20 protein-coding genes are annotated in these 21,418 nt (G+C 72.9%); 6 read left to right on the top strand and 14 right to left on the bottom strand.

Annotation, left to right across the window (positions count from 1 at the left end; all coding sequences use genetic code 11):
• Window positions 1–6: 6 nt before the first annotated feature.
• Window positions 7–1,335 carry a Gfo/Idh/MocA family oxidoreductase gene (locus tag ABZS40_RS09095; RefSeq protein WP_354942783.1) on the bottom strand — a complete coding sequence of 443 codons (1,329 nt, stop codon included), beginning with the start codon at window positions 1,333–1,335 and terminating at the stop codon, window positions 7–9.
• Window positions 1,336–1,571: 236 nt separating this feature from the next.
• On the opposite strand from ABZS40_RS09095, the gene ABZS40_RS09090 reads away from it, so the two are divergent.
• The 6 genes from ABZS40_RS09090 to ABZS40_RS09065 are packed head-to-tail and all read left to right on the top strand — an operon-like array spanning window position 1,572 to window position 7,437.
• A complete protein-coding gene (locus tag ABZS40_RS09090) occupies window positions 1,572–2,702 on the top strand; it encodes a LacI family DNA-binding transcriptional regulator (RefSeq protein ID WP_238679341.1) in 1,131 nt (376 codons plus the stop codon).
• A gap of 19 nt (window positions 2,703–2,721) precedes the next feature.
• Window positions 2,722–4,068, top strand: a complete 1,347-nt coding sequence (locus ABZS40_RS09085) for an extracellular solute-binding protein (protein ID WP_354942782.1) — start codon at window positions 2,722–2,724, stop codon at window positions 4,066–4,068.
• A gap of 31 nt (window positions 4,069–4,099) precedes the next feature.
• A complete protein-coding gene (locus tag ABZS40_RS09080) occupies window positions 4,100–5,083 on the top strand; it encodes a sugar ABC transporter permease (RefSeq protein WP_354942781.1) in 984 nt (327 codons plus the stop codon).
• Complete coding sequence (locus tag ABZS40_RS09075) at window positions 5,083–5,970, top strand: carbohydrate ABC transporter permease (RefSeq protein WP_247669105.1); 888 nt, start codon at window positions 5,083–5,085, stop codon at window positions 5,968–5,970. The genes ABZS40_RS09080 and ABZS40_RS09075 overlap by 1 nt, the downstream gene beginning before the upstream one ends.
• Window positions 5,954–6,595 carry a hypothetical protein gene (locus ABZS40_RS09070; RefSeq protein ID WP_354942780.1) on the top strand — a complete coding sequence of 214 codons (642 nt, stop codon included), beginning with the start codon at window positions 5,954–5,956 and terminating at the stop codon, window positions 6,593–6,595. Before ABZS40_RS09075 ends, ABZS40_RS09070 begins: the two co-directional genes overlap by 17 nt.
• Window positions 6,592–7,437 carry a PmoA family protein gene (locus ABZS40_RS09065; protein ID WP_354942779.1) on the top strand — a complete coding sequence of 282 codons (846 nt, stop codon included), beginning with the start codon at window positions 6,592–6,594 and terminating at the stop codon, window positions 7,435–7,437. The genes ABZS40_RS09070 and ABZS40_RS09065 overlap by 4 nt, the downstream gene beginning before the upstream one ends.
• Before the next feature lie 7 nt (window positions 7,438–7,444).
• On the opposite strand, the gene ABZS40_RS09060 is transcribed toward ABZS40_RS09065, so the two are convergent.
• From ABZS40_RS09060 to ABZS40_RS09000, 13 genes are read right to left on the bottom strand one after another with little or no spacing between them, the layout of a single operon-like run.
• Window positions 7,445–9,664, bottom strand: a complete 2,220-nt coding sequence (locus ABZS40_RS09060; protein WP_354942778.1) for a hypothetical protein — start codon at window positions 9,662–9,664, stop codon at window positions 7,445–7,447.
• A gap of 50 nt (window positions 9,665–9,714) precedes the next feature.
• The gene (locus tag ABZS40_RS09055; protein WP_354942777.1) at window positions 9,715–10,470 is read right to left on the bottom strand and encodes a hypothetical protein; all 756 of its coding nucleotides are present in this window, start codon (window positions 10,468–10,470) and stop codon (window positions 9,715–9,717) included.
• Window positions 10,471–10,500: 30 nt separating this feature from the next.
• Complete coding sequence (locus ABZS40_RS09050; RefSeq protein WP_354942776.1) at window positions 10,501–10,962, bottom strand: hypothetical protein; 462 nt, start codon at window positions 10,960–10,962, stop codon at window positions 10,501–10,503.
• Complete coding sequence (locus ABZS40_RS09045; protein WP_354942775.1) at window positions 10,959–11,888, bottom strand: hypothetical protein; 930 nt, start codon at window positions 11,886–11,888, stop codon at window positions 10,959–10,961. The genes ABZS40_RS09050 and ABZS40_RS09045 overlap by 4 nt, the downstream gene beginning before the upstream one ends.
• Window positions 11,885–12,400, bottom strand: coding sequence for a phage tail protein (locus ABZS40_RS09040; protein ID WP_238679351.1), 516 nt, complete (start codon window positions 12,398–12,400; stop codon window positions 11,885–11,887). Before ABZS40_RS09040 ends, ABZS40_RS09045 begins: the two co-directional genes overlap by 4 nt.
• Window positions 12,381–15,035, bottom strand: a complete 2,655-nt coding sequence (locus ABZS40_RS09035; RefSeq protein ID WP_354942774.1) for a putative baseplate assembly protein — start codon at window positions 15,033–15,035, stop codon at window positions 12,381–12,383. Before ABZS40_RS09035 ends, ABZS40_RS09040 begins: the two co-directional genes overlap by 20 nt.
• Window positions 15,032–15,466: a GPW/gp25 family protein gene (locus ABZS40_RS09030; protein WP_030489705.1), complete on the bottom strand. Its 435-nt coding sequence runs from the start codon at window positions 15,464–15,466 to the stop codon at window positions 15,032–15,034. The genes ABZS40_RS09035 and ABZS40_RS09030 overlap by 4 nt, the downstream gene beginning before the upstream one ends.
• Window positions 15,463–15,801 (bottom strand): hypothetical protein, encoded by a 339-nt coding sequence (locus ABZS40_RS09025; protein WP_238679353.1) that lies wholly within the window; start codon window positions 15,799–15,801, stop codon window positions 15,463–15,465. The genes ABZS40_RS09030 and ABZS40_RS09025 overlap by 4 nt, the downstream gene beginning before the upstream one ends.
• Window positions 15,801–17,393: a contractile injection system protein, VgrG/Pvc8 family gene (locus ABZS40_RS09020; protein ID WP_354942773.1), complete on the bottom strand. Its 1,593-nt coding sequence runs from the start codon at window positions 17,391–17,393 to the stop codon at window positions 15,801–15,803. Before ABZS40_RS09020 ends, ABZS40_RS09025 begins: the two co-directional genes overlap by 1 nt.
• Window positions 17,390–18,262, bottom strand: coding sequence for a hypothetical protein (locus ABZS40_RS09015; protein ID WP_354942772.1), 873 nt, complete (start codon window positions 18,260–18,262; stop codon window positions 17,390–17,392). The genes ABZS40_RS09020 and ABZS40_RS09015 overlap by 4 nt, the downstream gene beginning before the upstream one ends.
• Window positions 18,262–19,683, bottom strand: coding sequence for a hypothetical protein (locus ABZS40_RS09010; protein WP_354942771.1), 1,422 nt, complete (start codon window positions 19,681–19,683; stop codon window positions 18,262–18,264). The genes ABZS40_RS09015 and ABZS40_RS09010 overlap by 1 nt, the downstream gene beginning before the upstream one ends.
• Window positions 19,658–20,140, bottom strand: coding sequence for a phage tail protein (locus tag ABZS40_RS09005; protein ID WP_124815287.1), 483 nt, complete (start codon window positions 20,138–20,140; stop codon window positions 19,658–19,660). The genes ABZS40_RS09010 and ABZS40_RS09005 overlap by 26 nt, the downstream gene beginning before the upstream one ends.
• Before the next feature lies 1 nt (window position 20,141).
• Window positions 20,142–21,404: a phage tail sheath subtilisin-like domain-containing protein gene (locus ABZS40_RS09000; RefSeq protein WP_354942770.1), complete on the bottom strand. Its 1,263-nt coding sequence runs from the start codon at window positions 21,402–21,404 to the stop codon at window positions 20,142–20,144.
• Between the last annotated feature and the right edge of the window lie 14 nt (window positions 21,405–21,418).

Genomic DNA, 21,418 nt, shown 5'->3' with positions numbered 1-21,418 from the left:
CCTGTGTCAGCGGGGGGTGAGCAGGTCGGCGACGCGGACGGGTTGGCCGGTCTCGAAGGACCGGTTGGCGGCCAAGCCGGTGAGCAGGGCCAACGCGCCGTCGTCGGCGGTCGCGGCGCGGCCCAACGGGTCGGGTTGACCGCCGAGGAGCACCCCGGTCATCCGGGCGTCCGCGCCGCCGTGCCCGTGCCGACTGCGACCCTCCACCGGGATCTGCCGGGGCGGGGCCCAGAACGGGCGCACTGTCAGCGTCACACCACCGCCCTCGGCCGGCGCCTTTGCGCCGTGCAGGGCGGCGCCCTTGACCGCGCCGGCGGTGCCCCGGTCGACGTGGTCGTTCTCGGCCACGTCCAGCTCCAGTCGGCCCCGGCTGCCGTTGACCATCACCCGGTAGCCCTCCCAGGGCGCGTACGCGGTCAGGTGGTAGGTCATGGTGGCGCCGGTGGAGTAGCGGGCCAGCACCGCCATGTCGTCCTCGATGCTCACCCCGGGCGCGAAGACGTTACGGTCGCGCTGGTAGCCGTCCTCGGCCTCGGCGTCGAGGTACAGCTCGCGCAGCCGGGGGTGGGCGTCCAGCCGCAGCGCGAACGGGTCGTCGGCGGCGGCGGGGGAGCCGTGCGCCCGGTCGTAGTCGCGGGCGTAGCCGTGCCGGCGACCGTCCTCGCCGTAGAAGAAGAGTCGGCCGGCCGCGTACACCTCGACGGGTGTGGCGGCCAACCACCAGTTGACCAGGTCGAAGTGGTGGCTGGCCTTGTGCACCATCAGCCCACCGGAGGTGGCCTTGTCGCGGTGCCAGCGGCGGAAGTAGTCGGCGCCGTGGCGGACGTCGAGCAGCCACTCGAAGTGCACCGAGCCGACCTCGCCGACCGCGCCCTCGGCGAGCAGCCGGCGCACCTGTTCGTGCAGCGGGTTGTAGCGGTAGTTGAACGCGACGGTCACCCGACCACCGGTCTCGGTCACCGTGTCCAGGATGCGCCGACAGCGTGCCACGTCCACTGTCATCGGTTTCTCGGTGACGACCTCCCGGCCGGCGCGCAGCGCGGCAACCACGTACTCGTCGTGGGTGACGTCCACGCTGGTGACCAGGACGACGTCGACGCGCTCTCTGTCCAGCATGGCCGCGAAGTCACCGGCCGGGTACGTGGGCACCGGGCGGTGACCCAGCTCGCCCAGCCAGCGGTTGTGCGCGTCCATCCGGGCCTGGTTGACGTCGGCGAAGGCGACCAGCTCGGTGGTGTCGGGGTGGTCGAGTACCAGCGCCCGGACGAACATCTCGGCCCGTGCGCCGGTGCCCACGACGGCGTACCGGGCCCGTCCGGCGGCTCTCGGTGACATGCGGTCGCCTCCCGTGGTGCTGCAAAGGTTTGCAGTGAAGTAATCACGATCGATCCGTTCGCGTCAACGACGACGGCGGGATCGGCGTTATTTGTCAGCGTTTGAGGGGCAGCAGGTCACCAAGGGGAGTGCGGGTGCAACGAAGCCGTAACCATTGACCGTTGACAGTGGCGCAACCGTTTGCATTAATGGGCCACACCTGCGTGACCGCCACCACATCGGACGAAGGGGCCGCCGTGCCAGTCACCATCCGGGACGTCGCCCGAGCGTCCGGTGTGCACATCTCCACCGTGTCCCGCACGTTCTCCGCTCCACACCTGGTCAACCCGGAGACCCGGGTCCGGGTGCTGGCCTGCGCGGAGGATCTGGGCTACCGGCCGAACCGTGCCGCCCGAGCCCTGATCACCGGGCGGACGCACAACATTGGGCTGATCATCGCGGACATCGCGAACCCGTTCTTCCCGCCGCTGATCAAGGCGGCGGAGAGTCAGGCCCGGCACCGTGACTACCACGTCTTCGTGGCCGACACCAACGAGGACCCGACCGCCGAGGAAGAGCTGGTCCACGCGCTGGCCAAGCAGGTGGACGGGGTGCTGCTGTGCAGCCCACGGATGAGCAACAGCCTGATCGAGCAGCTCAGCCGCGAGGTGCCACTGGTCGTGGTGAACCGCCAGGTGACCGGCCTGCCCTGCGTACTGATGGACGTCGGGCAGGGCGCCCGCTCGGCGATCGAGCACCTGGTCGGCCTGGGGCACCGCAGCATCGCGCTGCTCGGTGGCCCGCGCAGCTCGTGGACCAATCGGGAAATGCGCCGTGCCGCCGGCGCGGCCGCCCGAGCCGGCGGCGCGGAGCTGACAGTGCTCGGCCCCAACGCGCCCACCGAGGTCGGCGGCTCCGCCGTCGCCGAGCAGGTGCGACGCAGCGGTGTGTCGGCAGTGCTCGCCTACAACGACCTGATGGCGATCGGCCTGATCGAGGGGCTGGACGCGCTCGGGGTCCGGGTGCCGCAGGAGGTGAGCGTCGTCGGGGTCGACGACATCACCCTGAGCCGGCTGACCCGCCCCAAACTGACGACGGTGGCCACGCCCACCGGGGCCGCCGGCCGGACGGCCGTCGACATGCTGCTGCAACAGGACATCGAGTCACCGCGCGGTGCGCGGGGGTCCGGTGCCGGCACGGCGATCGGCGTCCGTCGTACCACCGCACAGGTAATGCTCCAGACCGACCTGGTCATCCGCGACTCGACCGGCCCGGGCCCGTACGCCCGACCGGCACGTCCCCTGGCCGCGCCGCGTGGCCCGGACCCGCATTGCCCTGCGGGCCCGGGCATCCCGACCGCGGCCACCGGTGACGCCGTCGCCTCCTAATGCCGAGGAGTGAGCGCACATGCACCCCGCAACGCCCCCCACCACTGACGCGCCTGCCGGGCGCAGTCACCGTACCGCGCTGCCTCGGCGGCGCCTGCTGCGCGGCCTGCTCGCCGTGACGGTCGCCGCGCCGCTGATGTTCGGGGCCGCCGCCTGCGGCGACGACGGCGGCGCCGCCGACCCGAACGCCCCGGTCAAGCTCTCCATCTTCTGGTGGGGCGGCGACGCCCGGGCCAAGCTGACCGAGGACGCCCTCGCGCTCTACACCAGGAAGCACCCGAACGTGACCTTCGAGAAGACCTGGCAGGCCAACCAGGGCTACTTCGACAAGCTGGCCACGCTCACCGCCGGCGGCAACCCGCCGGACCTGTTCCAGATCGACGACAACTACCTCGCCGAGTACGCGGCCCGCAGCACCACACTGGACCTCACCTCGTACCAGAAGGCCGGCAAGCTGGACACCTCCAAGTTCCCGGAGAGCCTCTGGCAGTACGGCGTGGTCGACGGCAAGCTCGCTGGCCTGGCCGCCGGGGAGAACACCCAGGGTCTGGTCTACAACAAGACGCTGCTGGCCAGGCACAGCCTGCCCGAGCCCGCCACCGGCATGACCTGGGAGCAGCACATCGCCTGGGCCGAGCAGGTCTCCGCCAGGACCAAGGTGCCCGGCACCCAGGACCCGAGCGCCGACTACAAGGCGTTCTGGGTCTGGCTGCGCCAGCAGGGCAAGGACCTCTACAAGGGCAACGAACTGGGCTTCACCGCCGAGGACGTGACCGCGTGGTTCGAGCTGTGGAAGGGCGCCCGGGACCGCAAGGCCACCCCGACCGCCGACGTCATCCACGAGGGCAACGCCACCGACATCACCAAGCAGTTGGTGGTCACCGGCAAGGCGGGCACCAGTTGGGTCTGGGCCAACCAGATGCCCGACCTGAAGAAGAACACCAAGGACGAGCTGGGCGTCATCGCCTACCCCGGTGACCCGAGCGCGCAGTGGGCCCGCGCCTCGATGTACTGGTCGGTCTTCAAGGGCAGCAGGAACAAGGACGTCGCGGTCGACGTGATCAACTTCTTGAACAACGACCAGGAGGCGGTCAAGCTGCTCGGCACCGACCGGGGCCTGCCGTCCAACCTGGACCTGCGCCGGGTCGTCAGCGACGACACCACCGACCCGGCCATGAAGCAGTCGATCGCCGTCGAGGCGGAGCTGACCCAGAAGTTCGGCAAGTCCCCGCAGGTGCCGATCAAGGGGCACAGCAAGGTCAAGTCCGAGCTGATCAAGGCCGCCGAGAACGCGCAGTACGGCAGGGCCACCCCCGCCGAGGCCGCCGCCCAGTTCATCGAGGCGTGCAAGTCCGCCATCGCCTGACCGCGCCGCGAGGCGAGGAGAGGAGCTGTTCGTGGCGTTGACCACGGCGCCCGACCCGACCCGGCGCGGTCCCGGATCCGACCGGGCCCACGCTGAGAGGCGTGGGCCCGGACGCTTCCGCAACAGCGAAGGTCTGGCGGGGTACGTCTTCCTGTCGCCGTGGCTCATCGGCCTGATGGGTATCACGGCAGTCCCCATGCTGCTGTCGCTCTATTTGAGCTTCACCAACTACGACATCCTCACCCCCTTCTCCGAGGTGGAGTGGGTGGGGCTGGCCAACTACGAACGGATGTTCACCGCCGACCCGTCGTACTGGCACGCGGTGCGGGTCACACTGACCTTCGCGCTGATCGCCGTACCGCTGAAGCTGGCCGCGGCGCTCGGCGTGGCGCTGCTGCTCAACCGCGCCTGGCGCGGCGTCGGGGTGTTCCGCGGGCTGTTCTACCTGCCGTCCCTGCTCGGTGGCAGCGTCGCGCTGGCCATCGTCTGGGTCAACATGTTCAACCGCGACGGCGCGTTCAACTCGTTGCTGAGCCTCTTCGGCATCCAGGGCAAGCCGTGGGTCAACGACCCGGACTGGGCCCTCGAAACACTGATGGTGCTGGCCATCTGGCAGTTCGGCGCACCGATGGTGATCTTCCTGGCGGGGCTCAAGCAGGTGCCCACCGAGCTGTACGAGGCCGCGTCTGTCGACGGGGCCGGCCGGTTCCGCCAGTTCCGCAACGTCACACTGCCGATGCTCTCCCCGGTCATCTTCTTCAACCTGGTGCTGGAGACCATCAACGGCTTCCAGGGCTTCACCGCCGCGTTCGTGCTCAGCAACGGCACCGGCGGCCCTGTCGACTCCACCCTGATGTACACGCTGAACCTCTACATCACCGGCTTCACCGACCTCAACATGGGCTACGCCTCGGCGATGGCCTGGGTGTTCCTGCTCGCCATCGCGGTCATCACCGCGATCTTCTTCAGCACCGGACGGTTCTGGGTGCACTACTCCGACGGGGAGGACCGGTGATGGTGACGGTGACCCCGACGACCGCAGCGCCGCCGAACGCGCGCCGACGACCCGGCGGACGGCCCGTGCTGCGACTGCTGATCCTGGTGGCGATCGTCGCCGTGGTGCTCTACCCGCTGATCTGGATGGTGGGCACCTCGCTGAAGTCCCAGGAGGAGATCGTCAACAACGTCGGGCTGCTGCCCGAGCGGTTCACCCCGGGCAACTACACCGCCGGGTGGTCCAACTTCGACGTCAGCTTCGGCCGGTTCTTCCTCAACAGCGCCATGGTCAGCCTGCTCACCGTCATCGGCAACGGGCTCTCCTGCCTGCTGGCCGCGTACGCCTTCGCCCGGCTGCGGTTCCGGCTGCGCGGCATGTGGTTCGCCGTCATGATCGGCACGCTGCTGCTGCCCCAGCACGTGCTGATCGTGCCGCAGTACATCCTGTTCCGCACGCTCGGCCTGGTCGGCGGCGACTGGCCCTACCTGCCGCTGCTCATCCCGCAGTTCCTGGCCACCGAGGCGTTCTTCGTCTTCCTCATGGTGCAGTTCATGCGTGGCGTTCCGCGGGAGCTGGACGAGGCGGCCCGCATCGACGGCGCCGGCCCGTTCGGCATCTTCCGGCACATCATCCTGCCGCTGAGCCGCCCGGCGCTGGTCACCACGGCGATCTTCTCGTTCATCTGGACCTGGAACGACTTCTTCCGCCAACTGGTCTTCCTGTCCCAGCTGGAGGACTACACAGTCCCGGTCGCGCTGACCCTGTTCATCGACTCGACCAGCCAGAGTGCTGTCGGCCCGATGTTCGCCATGTCGGTGCTGTCGCTGCTGCCGGTCTTCCTGTTCTTCGTCGCGTTCCAGCGGATGCTCGTCGAGGGGATCAACACCAGTGGCATCAAGGGCTGAACCGATCGACACCGGCGGGCGGCGGGACTGGCGCGACGTCGCCCGCGACGCCGCCGACCTCGCGCTGCTGGGCATCCTGCTGACCCTCGCGGCGGTGCCCCTGCTCACCGCCGCAGCGGCGGCGGGCACGGCCAGCGCGGCGGTGCACGACTGGACGCGTACCGGCAGCTGGCCGTCGGCGCGCACGACACTGCGCCGGTTCGGCCGCGCGGTGCTGCCCGGTGTGCCGGTCAGCCTGCTCGCGCTCGCCGCCGCGGCGCTGCTCGCCGCCGACCTGGCGGCGCTGGCCACCGGTCGGGTGCCGGGCGGCCCGGCGGCGCTGCTGGTGACGGCGCTGATCGCAGCCGGCCTGGCCGGGTACGCCGGGCTGGTCGTCGTCGAGGTGGGCGGCAACGGGGGCGGGCGGTGGCGGGTCTCGGCCCGGTCCGCCGCCCGCGCCTGCCTCGACGCGCCCACCCGCTGGGCGGCGCTCACCGGGGTCGTCGCGCTGGCCGGGCTGCTCACCGTCCTGGTCACCCCGGTCGCGGTGCCGATCCTCGCCGGCTACACGGTGGCTGCCCTGCACGCCGTCACCGTCCGCCGGCCAGTCCCGGCCGCCGTTATCGGCCGCCGGGAGCTGCCGTGAGCGGGGAGCCGGTGCGGCTGACGGTCGGGGCCACGGAGGTGGCCGAGTACGTGCTCGACCCGGCGCTGGACGCGCGGCACGGGCCGCGACCGTACCTGCACCCGGTACGCACGCTCGGCGGGACTGTGGTCACCGACGCGCTGCCCGCCGACCATGTCTGGCACCTCGGTGCGTCCCTCGCGGTGCAGGACGTCGACGGCAGCAACCTCTGGGGCGGGCGCACCTACGTGCGCGACGTCGGCTACACCTGGCGGGACGACCACGGCGTCATCGCGCACACCGGCGAGGTCGAACGGTCCCCGGGCCGGTACGCGCACGATCTCCAGTGGCGCGACCGGGCCGGCGGGGTGCTGCTGACCGAGCGGAGGTGCCTCGCCGCGTCGGTGGTCGCACCGGGCGCCTGGCACCTCGAGATGGAGTCCGTCCTCGTCGCCCCGGACGACCGGGAGATCCGGCTGGGCAGCCCGGCCACCAACGGCCGCCCGGGCGGGGCCGGTTACGGCGGGTTCTTCTGGCGGGCCGCCGCCGACGGCGAGCCGGCGGTGTTCACCGCCGACGCGGTCGGGGAGCAGACGGTCAACGGCAGTGCGGCGCCGTGGCTCGCGCTGACTGGCGCCGGGCCGGGCGGCGGGGCGTACACACTGGTCTTCACGGGCCTCGGCCGCGACGACCGGTGGTTCGTGCGGACCGGGATGTATCCGGGGGTCTGTGTCGCGTTCGCGTTCGACCGCCCGGCGGTGGTGCCGGCCGGTGGGAGCCGGCACGGCCGGTACCGGGTGTGGGTGGCCGACGGGACCCTCGACCGCGACGCGGTGACGGCCCTGGTCGCGCTGACGCCGTGAGCGCGGATCAGCGGGACCGGTCGGTCAGCTCACGGATCGCCGCCTGGTACGCGGCCTGGGTGTGGTACGGCCAGTGCCCTTCGATCGGCGGCGGCACGGTGTCCGCCCTGTCGATGGTCAGGCTGCGGGGATCACGCAGTCGGACGTCGACGTCGACGCCGGGCGGTGTTCCGTGCGGGCCCGAAGGGAAGATCGGTCCCCCGATCGGGTCGGTGTCGCGCCACAGGTTACGCCACCGCCACCCGATCCGCCCGCCCAGGTCGCGGAGGGTCTGCGGCCCGAGGTACGCCGGGTAGAGCCGCGAATAGGTGCGTTGCAGCGGCGAGCCGTAGGTCAACAGGGAGACCCGGGCCAGCACGGACGGCGGTAGTTGCAGGATGGTGGCCGCGGCGAGCACCGACCCGTGGCTGTGTCCGGAGATGACCACCGGCCCCCGCGCGGTGAGCCCGGTGACCCGTTTTGCCAGCTCCGGAACGGCGCGGGCGGCGTAGCAGGGCGGCGCGAACGGGTGGATCATCCGGGGCCAGAACGTGCCGAGGTCCCACAGCACCGCCACCACCCGCCGGGTCTGGGCCGACCGGTACGCGCGGAAGCCGAGGATCATGAGGCAGAGCACCAGCAGGCTGATCACCCAGACCCCGGCGTCGGTGACGTAGGCGAGCGCGACGGCCGCGCCGCCGTCCCCGCCCAGCCGGTCCGCGAGCTGGGTGGGACCGACCCCGATCACGTCGAAGGCGACGGTGGCCAGCCCGAGTGACGCGATCAGCAGGAACGCGAGCAGCAGCGGGCCGAGCTCCTCGGTGATCCGGGACCGGGCGATGGTCTCCCGGACCAGGCGCAGCCGGTGCGCGTCCTCGGCCGGCACGTCGGGGTAGTCCCGCTCGATGATCCCCGCCGCCTGCCTCCGTCGCCGCCGCCGGCTCAACAGGAGGGTCACCGAGGTCACCGCCGCGCCGATCAGCAGCGCGGCGAGCCCGGCGAGCGCGGCCCACCAGTAGGCCACCGGCGGGTCCAGCGGGCCGACGATCGGCGGGTTGGGCCGAATCGGGTCGGGGATGTCGCCGTGGTCGAGGGCGTCCGCGACGCGGTAGACCAGGGTCGCGGTGAAGGCCGCGCCGACGCTCACCGCCACCGCCGCCACGACCGGGGTGCCGAGCCCGCGCAGGAAGGGGCGCTCGTCGTCGCGGGCGGCACGCTGACGCGTGTACGTGACGACGGTGAGCACGAGGAGCAGGATGCCCTGCGTGGCGACCACCCCGGCGGCGGCGCCCTCGTACCCGGGCAGCTTGCCCGATCCGGTCGGTTTCGCGTCAGCGAGCGCGGCCGAGCCGAGGCTGCACACGGTCACCACCACAGTGGCCACCCAGAGGGGGCGCAGGAACCGTCGTGCCCCCGCAGGGCTGGCCGGCACGGGCAGGGCGAGCAGGGCCGCCCCGACCACGAGCAACCCGACGGCGACGCCGAACAGCGCGGCGTGACCGGGCGCGCCCACCCCACCGGGTGAGATGCCGGCGAGCAGGGCGACGTTCAGCGTCCCGATGCCGAGCACCACATGGAGTTGCCGCAGCCAACCCGTGGTCTGCTCGTCCTGCCAGAAGCCGGGGTCGGTGAGGCTCCCGGCCGGTTCACCGGGTAGGCGTTGCGCCGACGACGGGCCGAACCCCTCGAAGGTCCGCGCCGACCGGGTGCCGATGGCCCAGACGACCCGCAGCGCCAGCAGGGGAACGATCGACAGCAGGGCCAGCCGGGGCCCGGCCGGGAGGTTGTGCAGCCAGGCCAGGTAGGGGCGACTGGCCCGGCACCCGGGGTACGGCACGCACTGCCAGCCGACCAGGTCCAGGGTGACGCCCACCGCCGCCAGCATGAACGTGGCCGTCAGGGTGCCGGCGATCAACCGGCACAGCACGCCGAGCAGCCCCCACCGGTCGTGCCCCGGCGGCCGGAGCCAGATCGCCAGGTTGCTCAACATGAAGGGCAGCAGCAGCAACATCGAGGCCGTCCGGACCGCCGCGCCGGCGGTCAGCGAACCCCAGCGGTACGCCTCGACGGTGACACCGTCGGTGGCCCCGCCGGCGGTGCCGCTGCCCGGCCGGGGCCGGAAGAAGCCCGCGTGCGTGTTCCCGGCGACCCGGGTCACGATCGGGTGGTCGAGGATCCGTTCGGCGGTGACGCCGGAGATGCCGTGCACGCGCAGCTCCACGGCGTCGCGCCCCGGCGTCTCGTCCACGCCGTCAGGGTCACAGACAATCGAGCCGGGCGCTGCCGATACCGCAAACGTCAGCGGGTCGGTAGGGCGGCGGTGACGCGGATGGCCTTGACGATCGCCGGGATGGAGCCGATCAACAGCACCACCCCCCAGATGATCGCGATGATCGCGAAGATCAACGCTGCCACGTCGTCGACGATGCTGACCAGGATCACCGGCACCAGGTTGTGCAGGAACTCCAGCACGACAGTGCACAGCAGGGTGGTGAGGATCAGCAGGACGAGGCCCTTGTTCTGCAGGAAGCGCGGCTGGGCCAGCACCAGCATCCCGGCCCACACCAGCTTGAGCAGCAGCACCAGCCCGAGCAGCACCGCCGCCTCGCCGACCGGAAAGAACCCCCACAGCGCCAGGTACGCCAGGGTGCCGAACGGAACGGCCAGGAACAGCGACACCATGATGGACAGCTCCACGAACGCGACGACCAGCGCTACCAGCCCGACGATGATCAGGATGATCGAGAAGATCAGGCTGGCGACGCCCTGCACCCGCCCCTGGACACGCTCGGGCAGCAGCAGGCCCAGGCAGAACAGCCCGGTGCTCCAGACCGCCACCGCGTCGATCAACGCCAGGTAGCCGGTGCCCCGGCCGGACGGTTCGCTGACCCCGGACACGTCATCGATCTCTACGTCCAGCGCGCCGGCGCTGTCCGCGAGGGCCGCGCCGGCATCGGCGCCGCCGAGCAGCAGCCCGGCGCCGAGCTCCACCCCGATCGCCAGGACGATGGCGAGCATGGCCATCAGCAGGAACGGCTTGCGCAGGTCACCCACGGCGGCACCTTCCTCTCGGTCCAGGTCGGGTCAGGACGTGGCCACGACGACAGTGCAGCCGCCCAGGCCGGGGCAGACCAGGCCCACCTCGGTGGTCTGGTCGACGGCGATCTTCGCCACCGCGCCGGTGCCGTCCGCCGCCGGCTCGACCTCGTCGCGGATGGTGAGGTCGGCGTCGCCGGGCGCCGGGGCGACGACGGTGAACCGCGCCGCGCTGCGCAGCACCAGGGTGCGCAGCCCGCCGGGGTCCGCGACCCGCACCACGCAGCTGCCGGAGAACTCCAGCCGGCCCGCCTCGTCGGCGCAGTCGGCGCTGACGGTCGCCGGATCCACCGAGGAACGCTCGCCGCCCAGCGCGCCCAACCGGTCGACGAACCCGTGCCGGGCCCCCGGATCACCCCGGTCGTCGCGGCCCGCGCCGACCGCGACCACGAAGAGCGCCACCAGCAGGACGGCGAGCAGCCCCAGCAGCGCCTTCTGCCGACCACTCATCGCGCCACGGCCTGCGCCACGATCTCGGTGAACCGGATCTCGTCGACGCCCGCGAAGTAGCGGTTCGTGCCCTGCGTCTTGCCGACCACCAGCAGCGTGACCTGGTGGGGGCCCTTGGCGAGCTGAACCGTGCCGACGTCCAGGAACTCCGTCTTTCGCACTGTCGGCGTGAAGCCGAGGAACGTGCCGCCGACCTGGTTGCCGTCGATGGCGAACACGGTGTTGGCGTAGTCGAGGGAGGTGGTGCGTACCGCGGCGAAACGCCAGCTGCCGTCGGCCGGGATCTGCACCGTCACGCTGACCTTGTCGCCGATGGCCAGCCCCTGGAAGAACAACTGCTTGTCGCCGGACCAGGTCACCCCGCAGCAGTTGGGTTGCGCCTCCACCTTCGCCGCGCTCTTCTTCGGGGAGTCCACCACCGCGCCCGGCACCAGGCTCTCCGCCTCGACGGTGACCACCCGCGGCTCGCCGGGGGCCGGCTCGCCGTCGCGGGTCAGCAACACCACCCCCACGGCGACCACCACCAGCACCAACGCCGCCGCGGCGGCGATCCACAACCACGGGGTACGCCGTGGCGGCGCGACCGCCCGCACCTCGTACGTGACCCGGCCGCTGGAGCGTGAACTCTCCTCCGGCGCGGTGTTCGCCGAGTACGCGAACCCGGTCATGTCGTAGCGCCGGGGCGGGGTGCCGGCCGGCACCGCGAGCTTGACCAGGAACGACACCGAGCCCTGCCCGGGTACCACCCGTTGGGGTTCGGCGACGGTGAACCACGCCCGCTGGGAGCCGTCACCGGGCGCCACGTCGAACACCACGGTGTCCGGCGCGTTGCCCGGGTTGGAAACGGTGAAGGTCAGCTCGCCGCTGTTGCGCGGGTCGACTGTGAACTGCTCGGCGGCGGCGACGACCGCCCACTCGGTGGTCATGACGACTCCTCTTCCAGGACGATCTCGACAGTGGCCGAGGCGGGTTTCTCCGCCTCGACGATGCGGGTGATCACGGCGAGCTGGCCGGCGGCGGCGACCGGCACCCGCACCACGACGTGAAACGGCTGGTCGGCCGGTTCGTCCAGAGCGAAACCACTCAACCCGGTAGCCACCTCGAGAGCTCTTCGCATCCCGTACGGGGTGCCGCGCCAACGGGCCAGCAGGGCGGCGTTGGCCACCAGGTCGCGCAGCCGACCCACCGGCAGCGGCAGCGGGGTGTCCGGCCGGGGCGAGGCCACCACGTGGTCCATCGCCACCCAGCGGGTCAACCGCACGACGAGCCCGTCCGGCGCCCGGTACGGGTCGAACAGCGCGTCCACCTCGGCGAGGATCGCCTCGTCCGGGGCGTGCAGCCCCTCCATCACGTCCAGCAGCGCCCAGAGCACGCTGCCCGGCACGCAGGCCCGCTGGTAGGCGGCGGGCAGCAGCCGTTCAATCGCCGAGCGTCGCATCCTGGCGCACCACCTCGATGTCGTGCTCGCCGGAGCAGAGCAGCCAGGTATCGGGAACGGTCACCACGTCGGCGGTGGCCTGGTTGGCGCTGGGCGTCCAGGTGACGGCGTCGGCGCTGCGGTGCACGCCGCGTTCACCGCTGGCCAGGATCAACCGCTCCGCCGCGCCGGTGCCGCCGGCCGCAGCGCCTCCGGCCGTCGGGCCGCTCACCGCGATGGCGTCGACCGGCACGAACCGGGTCCGGTCCCGCAACGGCAAGCCGCAGTTGACCGACACGGACTGCCACTGCGGCTGGGCGGCGAGGGTGTCCAGCCGCAGCACCCCGCCGCTCTGCGTGGCCGTCACCGCCTGCTGGCCGGCGAACGCGAGGTCCCGGCAGGTTCCGCCGACCCACCCGGCCTGCATCGACTGCCACTTCACGTCGGACTCGAACAGCCGGGTGCGGTGGCAGCCCTGGCCGGGCTTCTTCGGGTCCGGCTCGCCCGCGCCGCTCCACAGCAGGGTGGCCGGGCCGTCGTACTGCACGGCGAGGACCCTGTTGTCGACGTTTGCCAGGCCGACGTGGCTGAAGCTGCCGGGTCGGCCGCCGCTGGTCGACAGGTACACCCCGAAGCTTGCCTGCGCCGCCACCGCCACCCCCGGCGCGCCCCGCTCGGAGACGAACGTGCGGACCGCGTAGAAGCCCCGGTCGGCGTCGGACGGGTCGACCAGGATCTGCAACGGCACCGCCCCGGGCAGCAGCGACACCTCGTACAGGCCGGTGTCGGTGGCCACCAGCAGCGAGCCCGCGCCGTCGCGGTCCAGCCAGGCCAGGTCGGAGATCCGCGAGTCCAGGTCGGTGAGCAGCGACCACGTCTCGCCCAGGTCGGTGCTCAGGTGCACCCGGGAGCCGCCCGAGGCGTGCAGCGTCACCACGGCCACCGAGCCGGGACGCGCGACGATGCCCGGCCGCACCGGCGCGGGCGCCGGGGCCACCCGCTGCACCGTCTCGTCGTCGAAGCGACCGGCCGGTTCCCAACCCGCGCCGCCGTTGCTGGAGCGGAACAGCACCGGGCCGCGCCCCGCGTACCAGGTGCGCGGCTGGTACTGGTCCACGGCGAGGGCGCGGACGCCGGCGTCGGGGGCCTCGTCGACCACGAACCGCACCGACTCGACATAGCGCACCCCGGGCTCTGCGTGCTCCAGCAGCCGGTACACGTTGGACGCCCGCAGTGGCTCGCCGAACGGCCAGCCGGTCGGGTTGAGCGCGGTGGGCAGCGGGCTCAACGTCTGGTGCAGCCGGTCGTGGATGCGACGACGGACCGCGTCCACGTCCTCCTCGCGGCGGACCACCACCCGGGCCCGCACCGACACCGCCTTGAACCGCGCCCAGGTGGCCCGGGAGCGGATGCCGACCATTCGGCGTTCCTCCAGGTCCGCCTCGACCCGGTGCCGCGCCTCGGGTACCTCGTGCTCGCGCAGCACCGCCACCGGCAGCCGACCGCCCGGCCGGGCCGCCTCCGGCACGTACGGCACCAGCACCACCTCGACCTCACCCGGCCGGGCGAAGCTGTACACCGCCGCGCGGGTGAACGCGCGCGCCCGCGCCACAGCGCCGGAGCTGGTCGCGAGGACCTCGAAGTCGCGGGCGGTGACCGCCCGCTGCTGGGCGAAGAACTCGTACGGGCCGCGCAGCAGCACCGACTCCAGCGCCTCCATCTCCCGGCCGCCGGCCGCCGGGGCGGGGTTGTCCACGCGTACCCCCGGTAGTGGGTCGCGCAGGCTGGTCAGCGTGCCCGCCGCCACGTTGCCGGTGGGCCCGCCACCGGCGCGGTACCAGAGCCGGATCTGCCGTCCGGCCGGCGGCACCGCCGCGACGGTCACCGGTACCGCACTGTGCGGCGCGGCCGGTTCGGTGGCAGCGGACGCGGCCGCTGGTCGCAGGTCGAGGGCCGGGGCGAAGATGACGGTGCCGGAGCAGCGGTCGACCAGGTACGCCTTGGCCTGCGGGCCGAGCCCGGCGAAGCTGTCCACCGGCCGCCAGATCTCGAACGTGCGACCGTCGTGCTCGCGGGCCGCCGCGCCCAGCTCGACAGTGCCGGCCGGCACCTCCACCCCGAGCAGCAGGTCCAGCGCCTCGGCGGTGTGCGTCAGTGGCGCGTGCGCCGCGCGCAGCACCTGCCCCGGCTGGCCGGTGCCTACCCCGAGCAGTTCCGCCTCGACCGGTTCGCAGTGGTGCATCCGTACCGTCACCGACGTCTCGTCGGCGGGCAACAGCGTCGGCTCGGTGGTGACGAACAGGACCGGCCGGGGGTCCGCTCCCCGGGCCGCGGCGACCCGCAGCCCGGCCGGGATACGGACCGCGCCGCGGTCGGTGCCGGTACGGGTGAACCGGACGTCCGCCCAGGCCGCGGTCGGCGCGTGCCGGGTGACCCCGAGCAGGTTCAGGAACGAGACGTACGCCTTCTCCGGCAACTGGTTCAACCGGTAGATCATCACCTCGGTGAGGTGCGCGAACGTCTCCACCAGCGCCATGCCGGGGTCGTGTGCCGACAGGTCGGTCCAGGCCGGGCAGGACTGCCGGATCCGTTCCCGGGCCTCGGTGACCAGGTCGAGGAAGCCGCGATCGTCCAGGTGCGGCACGGGCAGCGTCATGACGCTCCTCCCTGAGCGGGTTCGTCGACCGGGAGCAGGTCCACGGAGAAGACCAGTTGCCCGGGTGTCAGGCTGGCCCGCACCCGGTAGTCCAACCGGATCACCAACCGCCACGCGTCGTCCGGGTCCGGCCCGGCGTCCACGTCGATCACCTCGACCCGGGGCTCCCACCGGGCGATGGCCTGCCGGACGTAGTGGATGGCCAGACCGGCAGTGGTGTCGTCGTTGGGCGCGAAGACCAGCCGGTGCAGCCGGGAGCCGTACCCGGGTCGCATCAGCCGTTCGCCCGGCGTCGTCGACAGGAGCAGGAACAGCGCCTGCCGTACGCTCTCGTCGCCCTCGGTCATCGCCAGGCCGCCGGCCGCGGTGAGCGCCAACCCGCCGGTGCGGCCGGCGTCGAAGCCGGCGCCGACGAAGCGGAAGGCCCTCATCGGTCCGCCCCCAGGAACCCCTGAGCGGGGTCGCGCACCGTGTGCTTGACCAGCCCCGGCGGTGTGCCGTTGGTGAACCCCTCCAGGTGCGACAGCACCACCCGGTGCCCGTCGACGCGGACCCAGTCGCTGTAGCCGACCCGGACGGTCAGCGTCGTCGTGCACGGCTTGATGGTCGGGCCGTAGTTCGGGCAGGCGATGATGGTGCGTCCCTCCGGGTCGTCGTCGACGAGCACTGGCACACCGGTGACGGTCACCCACTGTCGCGAGGGTCGGTTCTCGACCCGGCCGTCGTGATCGCAGGTGATCACGGAGTCACTGTGGATCCAGCGCATCAGCCGCCTCCTTGGTGGTGGGCGCGGGCAAGCGTTCGGGCCTGCTCCGCCGCGGTGGTCGGGTCCTCGGTCGAGTCGGCGTGCAGGAAGTCCACGCTGCGGGCGCGCACCACAATGGCCCGGCCGGGTGCGGAGACCACCAGGTCGGACGCCGCGTGCAGGGTGGCCAGGTCGGGGGTCAACTCCAGGAAGCTGCCGCCCTCGGTGCCCAGCCGCAGGCTGCGCCGCACGTCGTCGACAACTATCGACTGCCCGCCGGCGGTGCGCATCGTCCAGCGGCGGGCCTTTCCGTCGTCGATGCCCGCGTCGTACGGCTCGACAGCGCCGAACAGCGAACCGAGCACGATGCCCGAGGCTGGCTCACCGCCGGGCAGCACCACCAGCACGGTGTCGCCCGGGTCGGGCAGCGCCACCAGGCCCTTGCCCGGCCCGGCGCCGGGGCAGAGCACGGCGAGCCAGCCGGCGTCCAGGTCCCCGTACGCCGGCAGGGTCAGCCGCACCCGGCCCAGCCCGTCCGGGTCGGCGACGTCGGTGACGCTGCCGAGGGTGACCGCCGCGCCGCCGGTCGAGGTCGCCGGGGTGGCCGGCGGCACAGTGGAGAAACGGGTCAGGTGACCGTTGCCGTCGACTGTGTGCACCACCTCGGTCAGCACGTACGTCCCGGCGACCGGGTCGGGCACCCCGCCGAGGTCGACGCGGCGGCCCGGCCATAGCTCCGGGTCGCCCTCGGCCACCCCCTCGGCCGTGGCCAGCGCCGCCGCGCGGGTGTCCAGGCGGGCCTGGGCCAGCGCCGCCAGCTCGTCGTCGCTGCGGCCGGGCTGGTCCACTGCGGTGCGAACGCCGTCGGCGCCCACGTCAGCCGGGTCCGGGCGGTCGCCGGCGGGTCGCCCGCAGCGCGCCTCGTCGACCTGCTGGCTGATCACCTCGGCTCGCTGCGGATGCCAGCCCAGGGCCGCGCTGGCCCCGCTGGCCTGGTCGGTGTTCGTGGACAGCCGCAGGGTGTGCACCCCGGCGCCGAGCGTCAACGCGACCGGCTCCCCGTAGCCGGCAAGGGTGACCAGCCGGACGCCGTCAGCGTCGGCGGCCAGGTGCAGCCCGGCCCGTCCGGTCACCTCGCGCAGCAGCTCCAGATCGCTGTGCCGGTGCTGGAGCAGCCGCTCCAACCGAGGGCCGTCGACCTCGGCGGTCACCGCCAGCCCCACCGCGCCGCACAGCTCCCGGGCCAGCTCGACGGCGGTCACCGAGGTGAAGACCCGCAACCCCTGCCGCTTGCGCAGCCGGTGCAGCCTGTCGTACGCCCGAAGCCGCAGCCGCGCCGCCCCGTCGGCGGCGTACTCCACCTCCACGCAGGTGACCTCACCGGTGAACAGGGCGTCCGCGTGGTCGGCGAGCCGAACGTCGAGCGCCGTGCCGGGGCGTACCGCCGGGTCGAACGCGCCGGTCCCGGCGGTGGTGGCGAGCACCAGCTCGGCCTGGGTGGGCTGGTCGAGGCGGGCCGCCACCCGCAGCGAGCGGACCCGCTGACGGACCGCGCCGACCAGCTCGACGCCGTCGAGCAGGACGATCAACGCCCGGGGCGCGACGCTGGTCACGGCGTACCCCCGGGGTTGCCGGACGCGCTCGGAGCCGCGCCGGTCGGGCCGGTCGCCGCGTTCCACGGCGCGCCGGCGACCGAGGCGCCCAGGTGCGACGCTCCCGCGCCCACCGCACCGGCCACCGCCTGCGCCAACCCGGTCACCGCACCGGTGCCGACGGTCGGTGGGACGGCGAGGGTGGTGCCGGCCGGCACGGCGAGAGGATCGGTGATCCGGTTGTGTTCGGCCAGCAGCCGCCAGCGCAGCGGGGAGCCCAGCGCGTCGTTGGCCAGCAGGTCGAAACGTACACCGGAGCGACCCGGCTCGGCCGCGCCGTCACCGGCGGCGATCACCGCGCTGCCCGGCGCGGCGGTCGGGGTGCTCGCGGCGGCCAACTCCTCGGCGAAGCCGGCCTCGGCCTGATCGGCCGTCTCGGCGGCGCGGACCAGCTTCAACCGCAACCAGGACCGTCGCGGCGACCCGGTGCCGGTGAACGCGTCGAACCGTTCCGCCACCGCGATGATCACACCGGGCACGTTCCAGGTCTTGCCCCAGACCAACCGGACCAGCGGCGGTCGCAGCCATCCATGCTCGGCGGTGGAGTTCTCCGCCAGCATCCACAGCGGACGGGTGAGCACCCGGACGTCGGCCGGACGCAGTTGCGCCTCCACGAAGTCGACGTCGAAGAGCAGATCCAGCACCAGCTCGGTACGACCCCCGCCGGTGAAGACCAGCGGATCGTCGGCCAGACCGGACCCGGTGAGCTGCCCGCCGCCGGCACCCCGCTGGCGTACGCCGGCGAGCCGGGTCACCTGCACGGTCTCCGGGTTGAGCAGGCAGTCCACCCGGACGCCTGAGGAGTCGATGAGGAAGGCGACGCGTTCCATCAGTCACCCGCCTGTTCCCGGTCCAGCCGGGTCAGCTGGGCGGTGTCCACCGCCGCGCCGGCGACCGACCACAGCGCGGTGTCGTCGGGCAGCGCCGGCCACGGGTCGACGCTCCGCGCCGCCGCGCTGGGCGGCGGCCCGTCGATTCCGGTCGTTCGTCCGCCGCCGGCCGTTCCCGTCCCGCCGTCGCGCAGCGCGACCGGTCGCCCGGGTGGCGCCGATTCGCCGGGCAGGGCCAGCCAGGGTCCACCGTCGACGAGGCGATCCACGTCGCCGCGCACAGAGGTCGACGGGTCTCCGGCCTTCGTCGCCGTCGACCCGGTCCAGGATTCTCCGGCCCCGCCCCGGGCCGGCCTGTCCAGAGGGCGGTGCACGGCCCCGGTGTCCCCTCGCGACGTCCGGGCCGCGCTCGGTGCATCACCACGGACGTGCCCGCTCTGGTTCTCTCCGGATCGGACCCGGCCATCCGCCGAGTCACCCCGGAACCCGTCTCGACCACCCGGTCGTACGGGCAACGACTCCGGGGATCGCCAGCGGTCGACCTCGCCGGACCGCAGTGCGTCCAGGGGCGGCCGTGAGGTGGTTCGGGTGGCCTCCGCCTCCGCAGGGTGCGGGCGGCCGATCGGCGAACTGTGCGGCCCGAACACCATGGAGCGGACCGGCTGCCGGGGCCCATCCGCTCGGGGCAGCCCGCCCGCGTCGACGGCCGTGGTGTCGAGGGCTGTCGTGTCGACGGTCGTGGTGTCGACGGTCGTCGTGTCGATGGCCGTGGTGTCGCCCCCGGCCGCCCGCCGTACCGGAGGCATCGCAGCGCCCGGCCCTGGCGGCCGGGTCGAACCGGTTGGCGGGGTCGACGCGTCCGGCCAGGTGGATCCGGCCGACGGGGTGGTCAGGTCCGAGCTGGACGAAGGCGTGCCGTCGCCGAATGGGCCGGCAGCCGTGCCGTCGGGCTGGTCACCGGCCCGCGACGGGCGGCCCGGCCCGCCGGTCCGGCTCTCGGCACGCGACCTCGTCGGCCCCTTGTCCCCGCTCGCACCGGGACCGCCCACGCCGGCCCCGCTGTCGAGCCTGCCGAGCCCGCCGAGCCTGCCGGTCCTGGCGTCCGCGACCGGGTCCGCGCCGTCCGCGTCGACCTGACCGGTCGACTCGCCCCGCCCGTCGCTGCGGGCGCCGGCCTCGGCGTTGCCGGCCCCTGGCGGGTCGAGGTCCAGGTCGTGCAGCAGGCCGGGAGCGTGGGCGGCGACGAGGTCCAGCCAGTGCTGCGGAGGCTCCCCGAAACGGCGTGGTGTCGCCGCGGGCGTCTGCGGCGGCGGCGGAAGGTGGTCGGCGGGCTCGAACCGCCCGGCGAGGCGCTGCACCGCACCGGCCGCCGAGCGCAGCCGGCCGGCCAGCCAGCTACGCGGGCGTCGGCGCGGTGGCACCGCCGGTCTCCAGCTCCAGGCCCTCGTAGCGCAGGGTCAGCGAGGCGATGGCGATCTCGTGGCTGAGCGTGTTGAGGTGCATCCCGCGCCACCGGGTGGGCCAGCAGTCGATCAGGTTCCAGCGCAGCACCTCGGCCGTCCCGACCGAGTCGAGCAGCACCACTGAGACGTTGCGCCGGTTGAGGGTGCCCTGGGCGGTGGCGTTCACCCAGTCCCACAGCTCCCGGGAGGCGGTGATGCCGAAGTGCAGCGTCACCGGTTCGTACTCGGCCTGGCCGGGCACCATCCGCATCCGACCCAGGCCGTGCTCCCGGTACGGCTGCCCGGGGATGTTCACCTCCAACCCGGTCATCTCGGTGAAGTGGCCGTTGGTGACACCGTTGATGAGCAGTCGGAAGTTGTACGCCCGGTACGGGTCGACCGGGGCCCCGGGTTGCGGGGTGGCGGTGGTGGGCATGTCAGCCTCCGATCGTCTCGGTCTCGGTGCCGCCGGCCCACTGGCTCAGCTTGAACACCACGAATTCGGCGGGCTTGACGACAGCGATGCCGATGTGGGCGATCACGATGCCCGCGTCGCGGACGTCCGGCGGGTTGGTCTCCTCGTCGCACTTGACGAAGAACGCCTCCTCCGGGCTGCGCCCCAGCAGCGCGCCGTCGCGCCACACCCGGGTGAGGAACGCCCCGATGTCGCGCCGGATCGAACGCCAGAGGGTGAAGTCGTTGGGCTCGAACACCATCCACCGGGTGCCGTTGGCGATGGCCTGCTCGATGGCGATGCTGAGGCGTCGGACGTTGAGGTAGCGCCACTCGCTGGCCTCGGCGGCGAGCGTACGGGCGCCCCAGACGCGGATCCCCTCGCCGGCGAAGTAGCGGATCACGTTGACGCCCTTGGGGTTGAGCACGTCGTGTTCCGGCCGGGTGACCAGGTAGCCCAGGTCGACTGCGCCGCGCACCGGCTCGTTGGCCGGTGCCTTGTGCACCCCGCGCAGGGCGTCGGTGCGGGCCCAGATGCCGGCCAGGTGCCCGCTCGGCGGGGTGAGTTCCAGCTCGCCGCTGATCGGGTCGCGGACCCGCAGCCAGGGGTAGTAGAAGGCGCCGAACTCGGACTGTCGCGGCCGGTAGGCGGCCCCCTCGTGGCCGCCGGAGCCGCCCGGTTGGGCCGGACCGCCGCCGGGACCGCCGGCCGCGCCGCCGCCCGTACCCTCGGCGGGCTTGGGGGGTTTGCCGGAGGACGGCGTGGCGACCCGGGTCAGCGCGGCGATGTCGTCGATGTCCGGCGCCGGGTCGCAGATCGCCACCATGGTGCGGGTGCGCTCGGCCATGCTGAGCAGCGCCTCGTGGGACACCACGTCGTGGAAGCCGGGCGCGGCGATGATGGAGATCTCGTCGACGGCCTCCAGCAGTTGCAGACCGCCGCGCCGCTGCCCGGAGCCGGTGATCGCTCCGCCCTCGCCGACGTTGACCACCCAGCAGCGGGCGCCCCCGTTGTCCAGGAAGCCGAAGACCGCGCGGGCCAGCGGGGTGCTCTCCACCCGCTCCCCGCCCGCGAAGAGCCGCAGGAACTCCGTCCAGTTGTTGACCGGCACCGCCTTGCCCAGGTGGGCGGAGCGGTCCGGGGCGACGCCGACGAAGGCGGCGATGCTGGTGCTCGCCGGCCCGATCGGTCGGGCGCCGCTGGGGACCTCCTCGACATAGATGCCGGGGGAGAAGTAACTGGGCATCGGTCCTCCTGTGC

Source organism: Micromonospora sp. NPDC005324 (assembly GCF_040607155.1).
Taxonomy (GTDB): domain Bacteria; phylum Actinomycetota; class Actinomycetes; order Mycobacteriales; family Micromonosporaceae; genus Micromonospora; species Micromonospora trifolii.
Note: the sequence above shows the minus strand (reverse complement) of the source record. Positions and strands in the feature narration are given on the sequence as shown.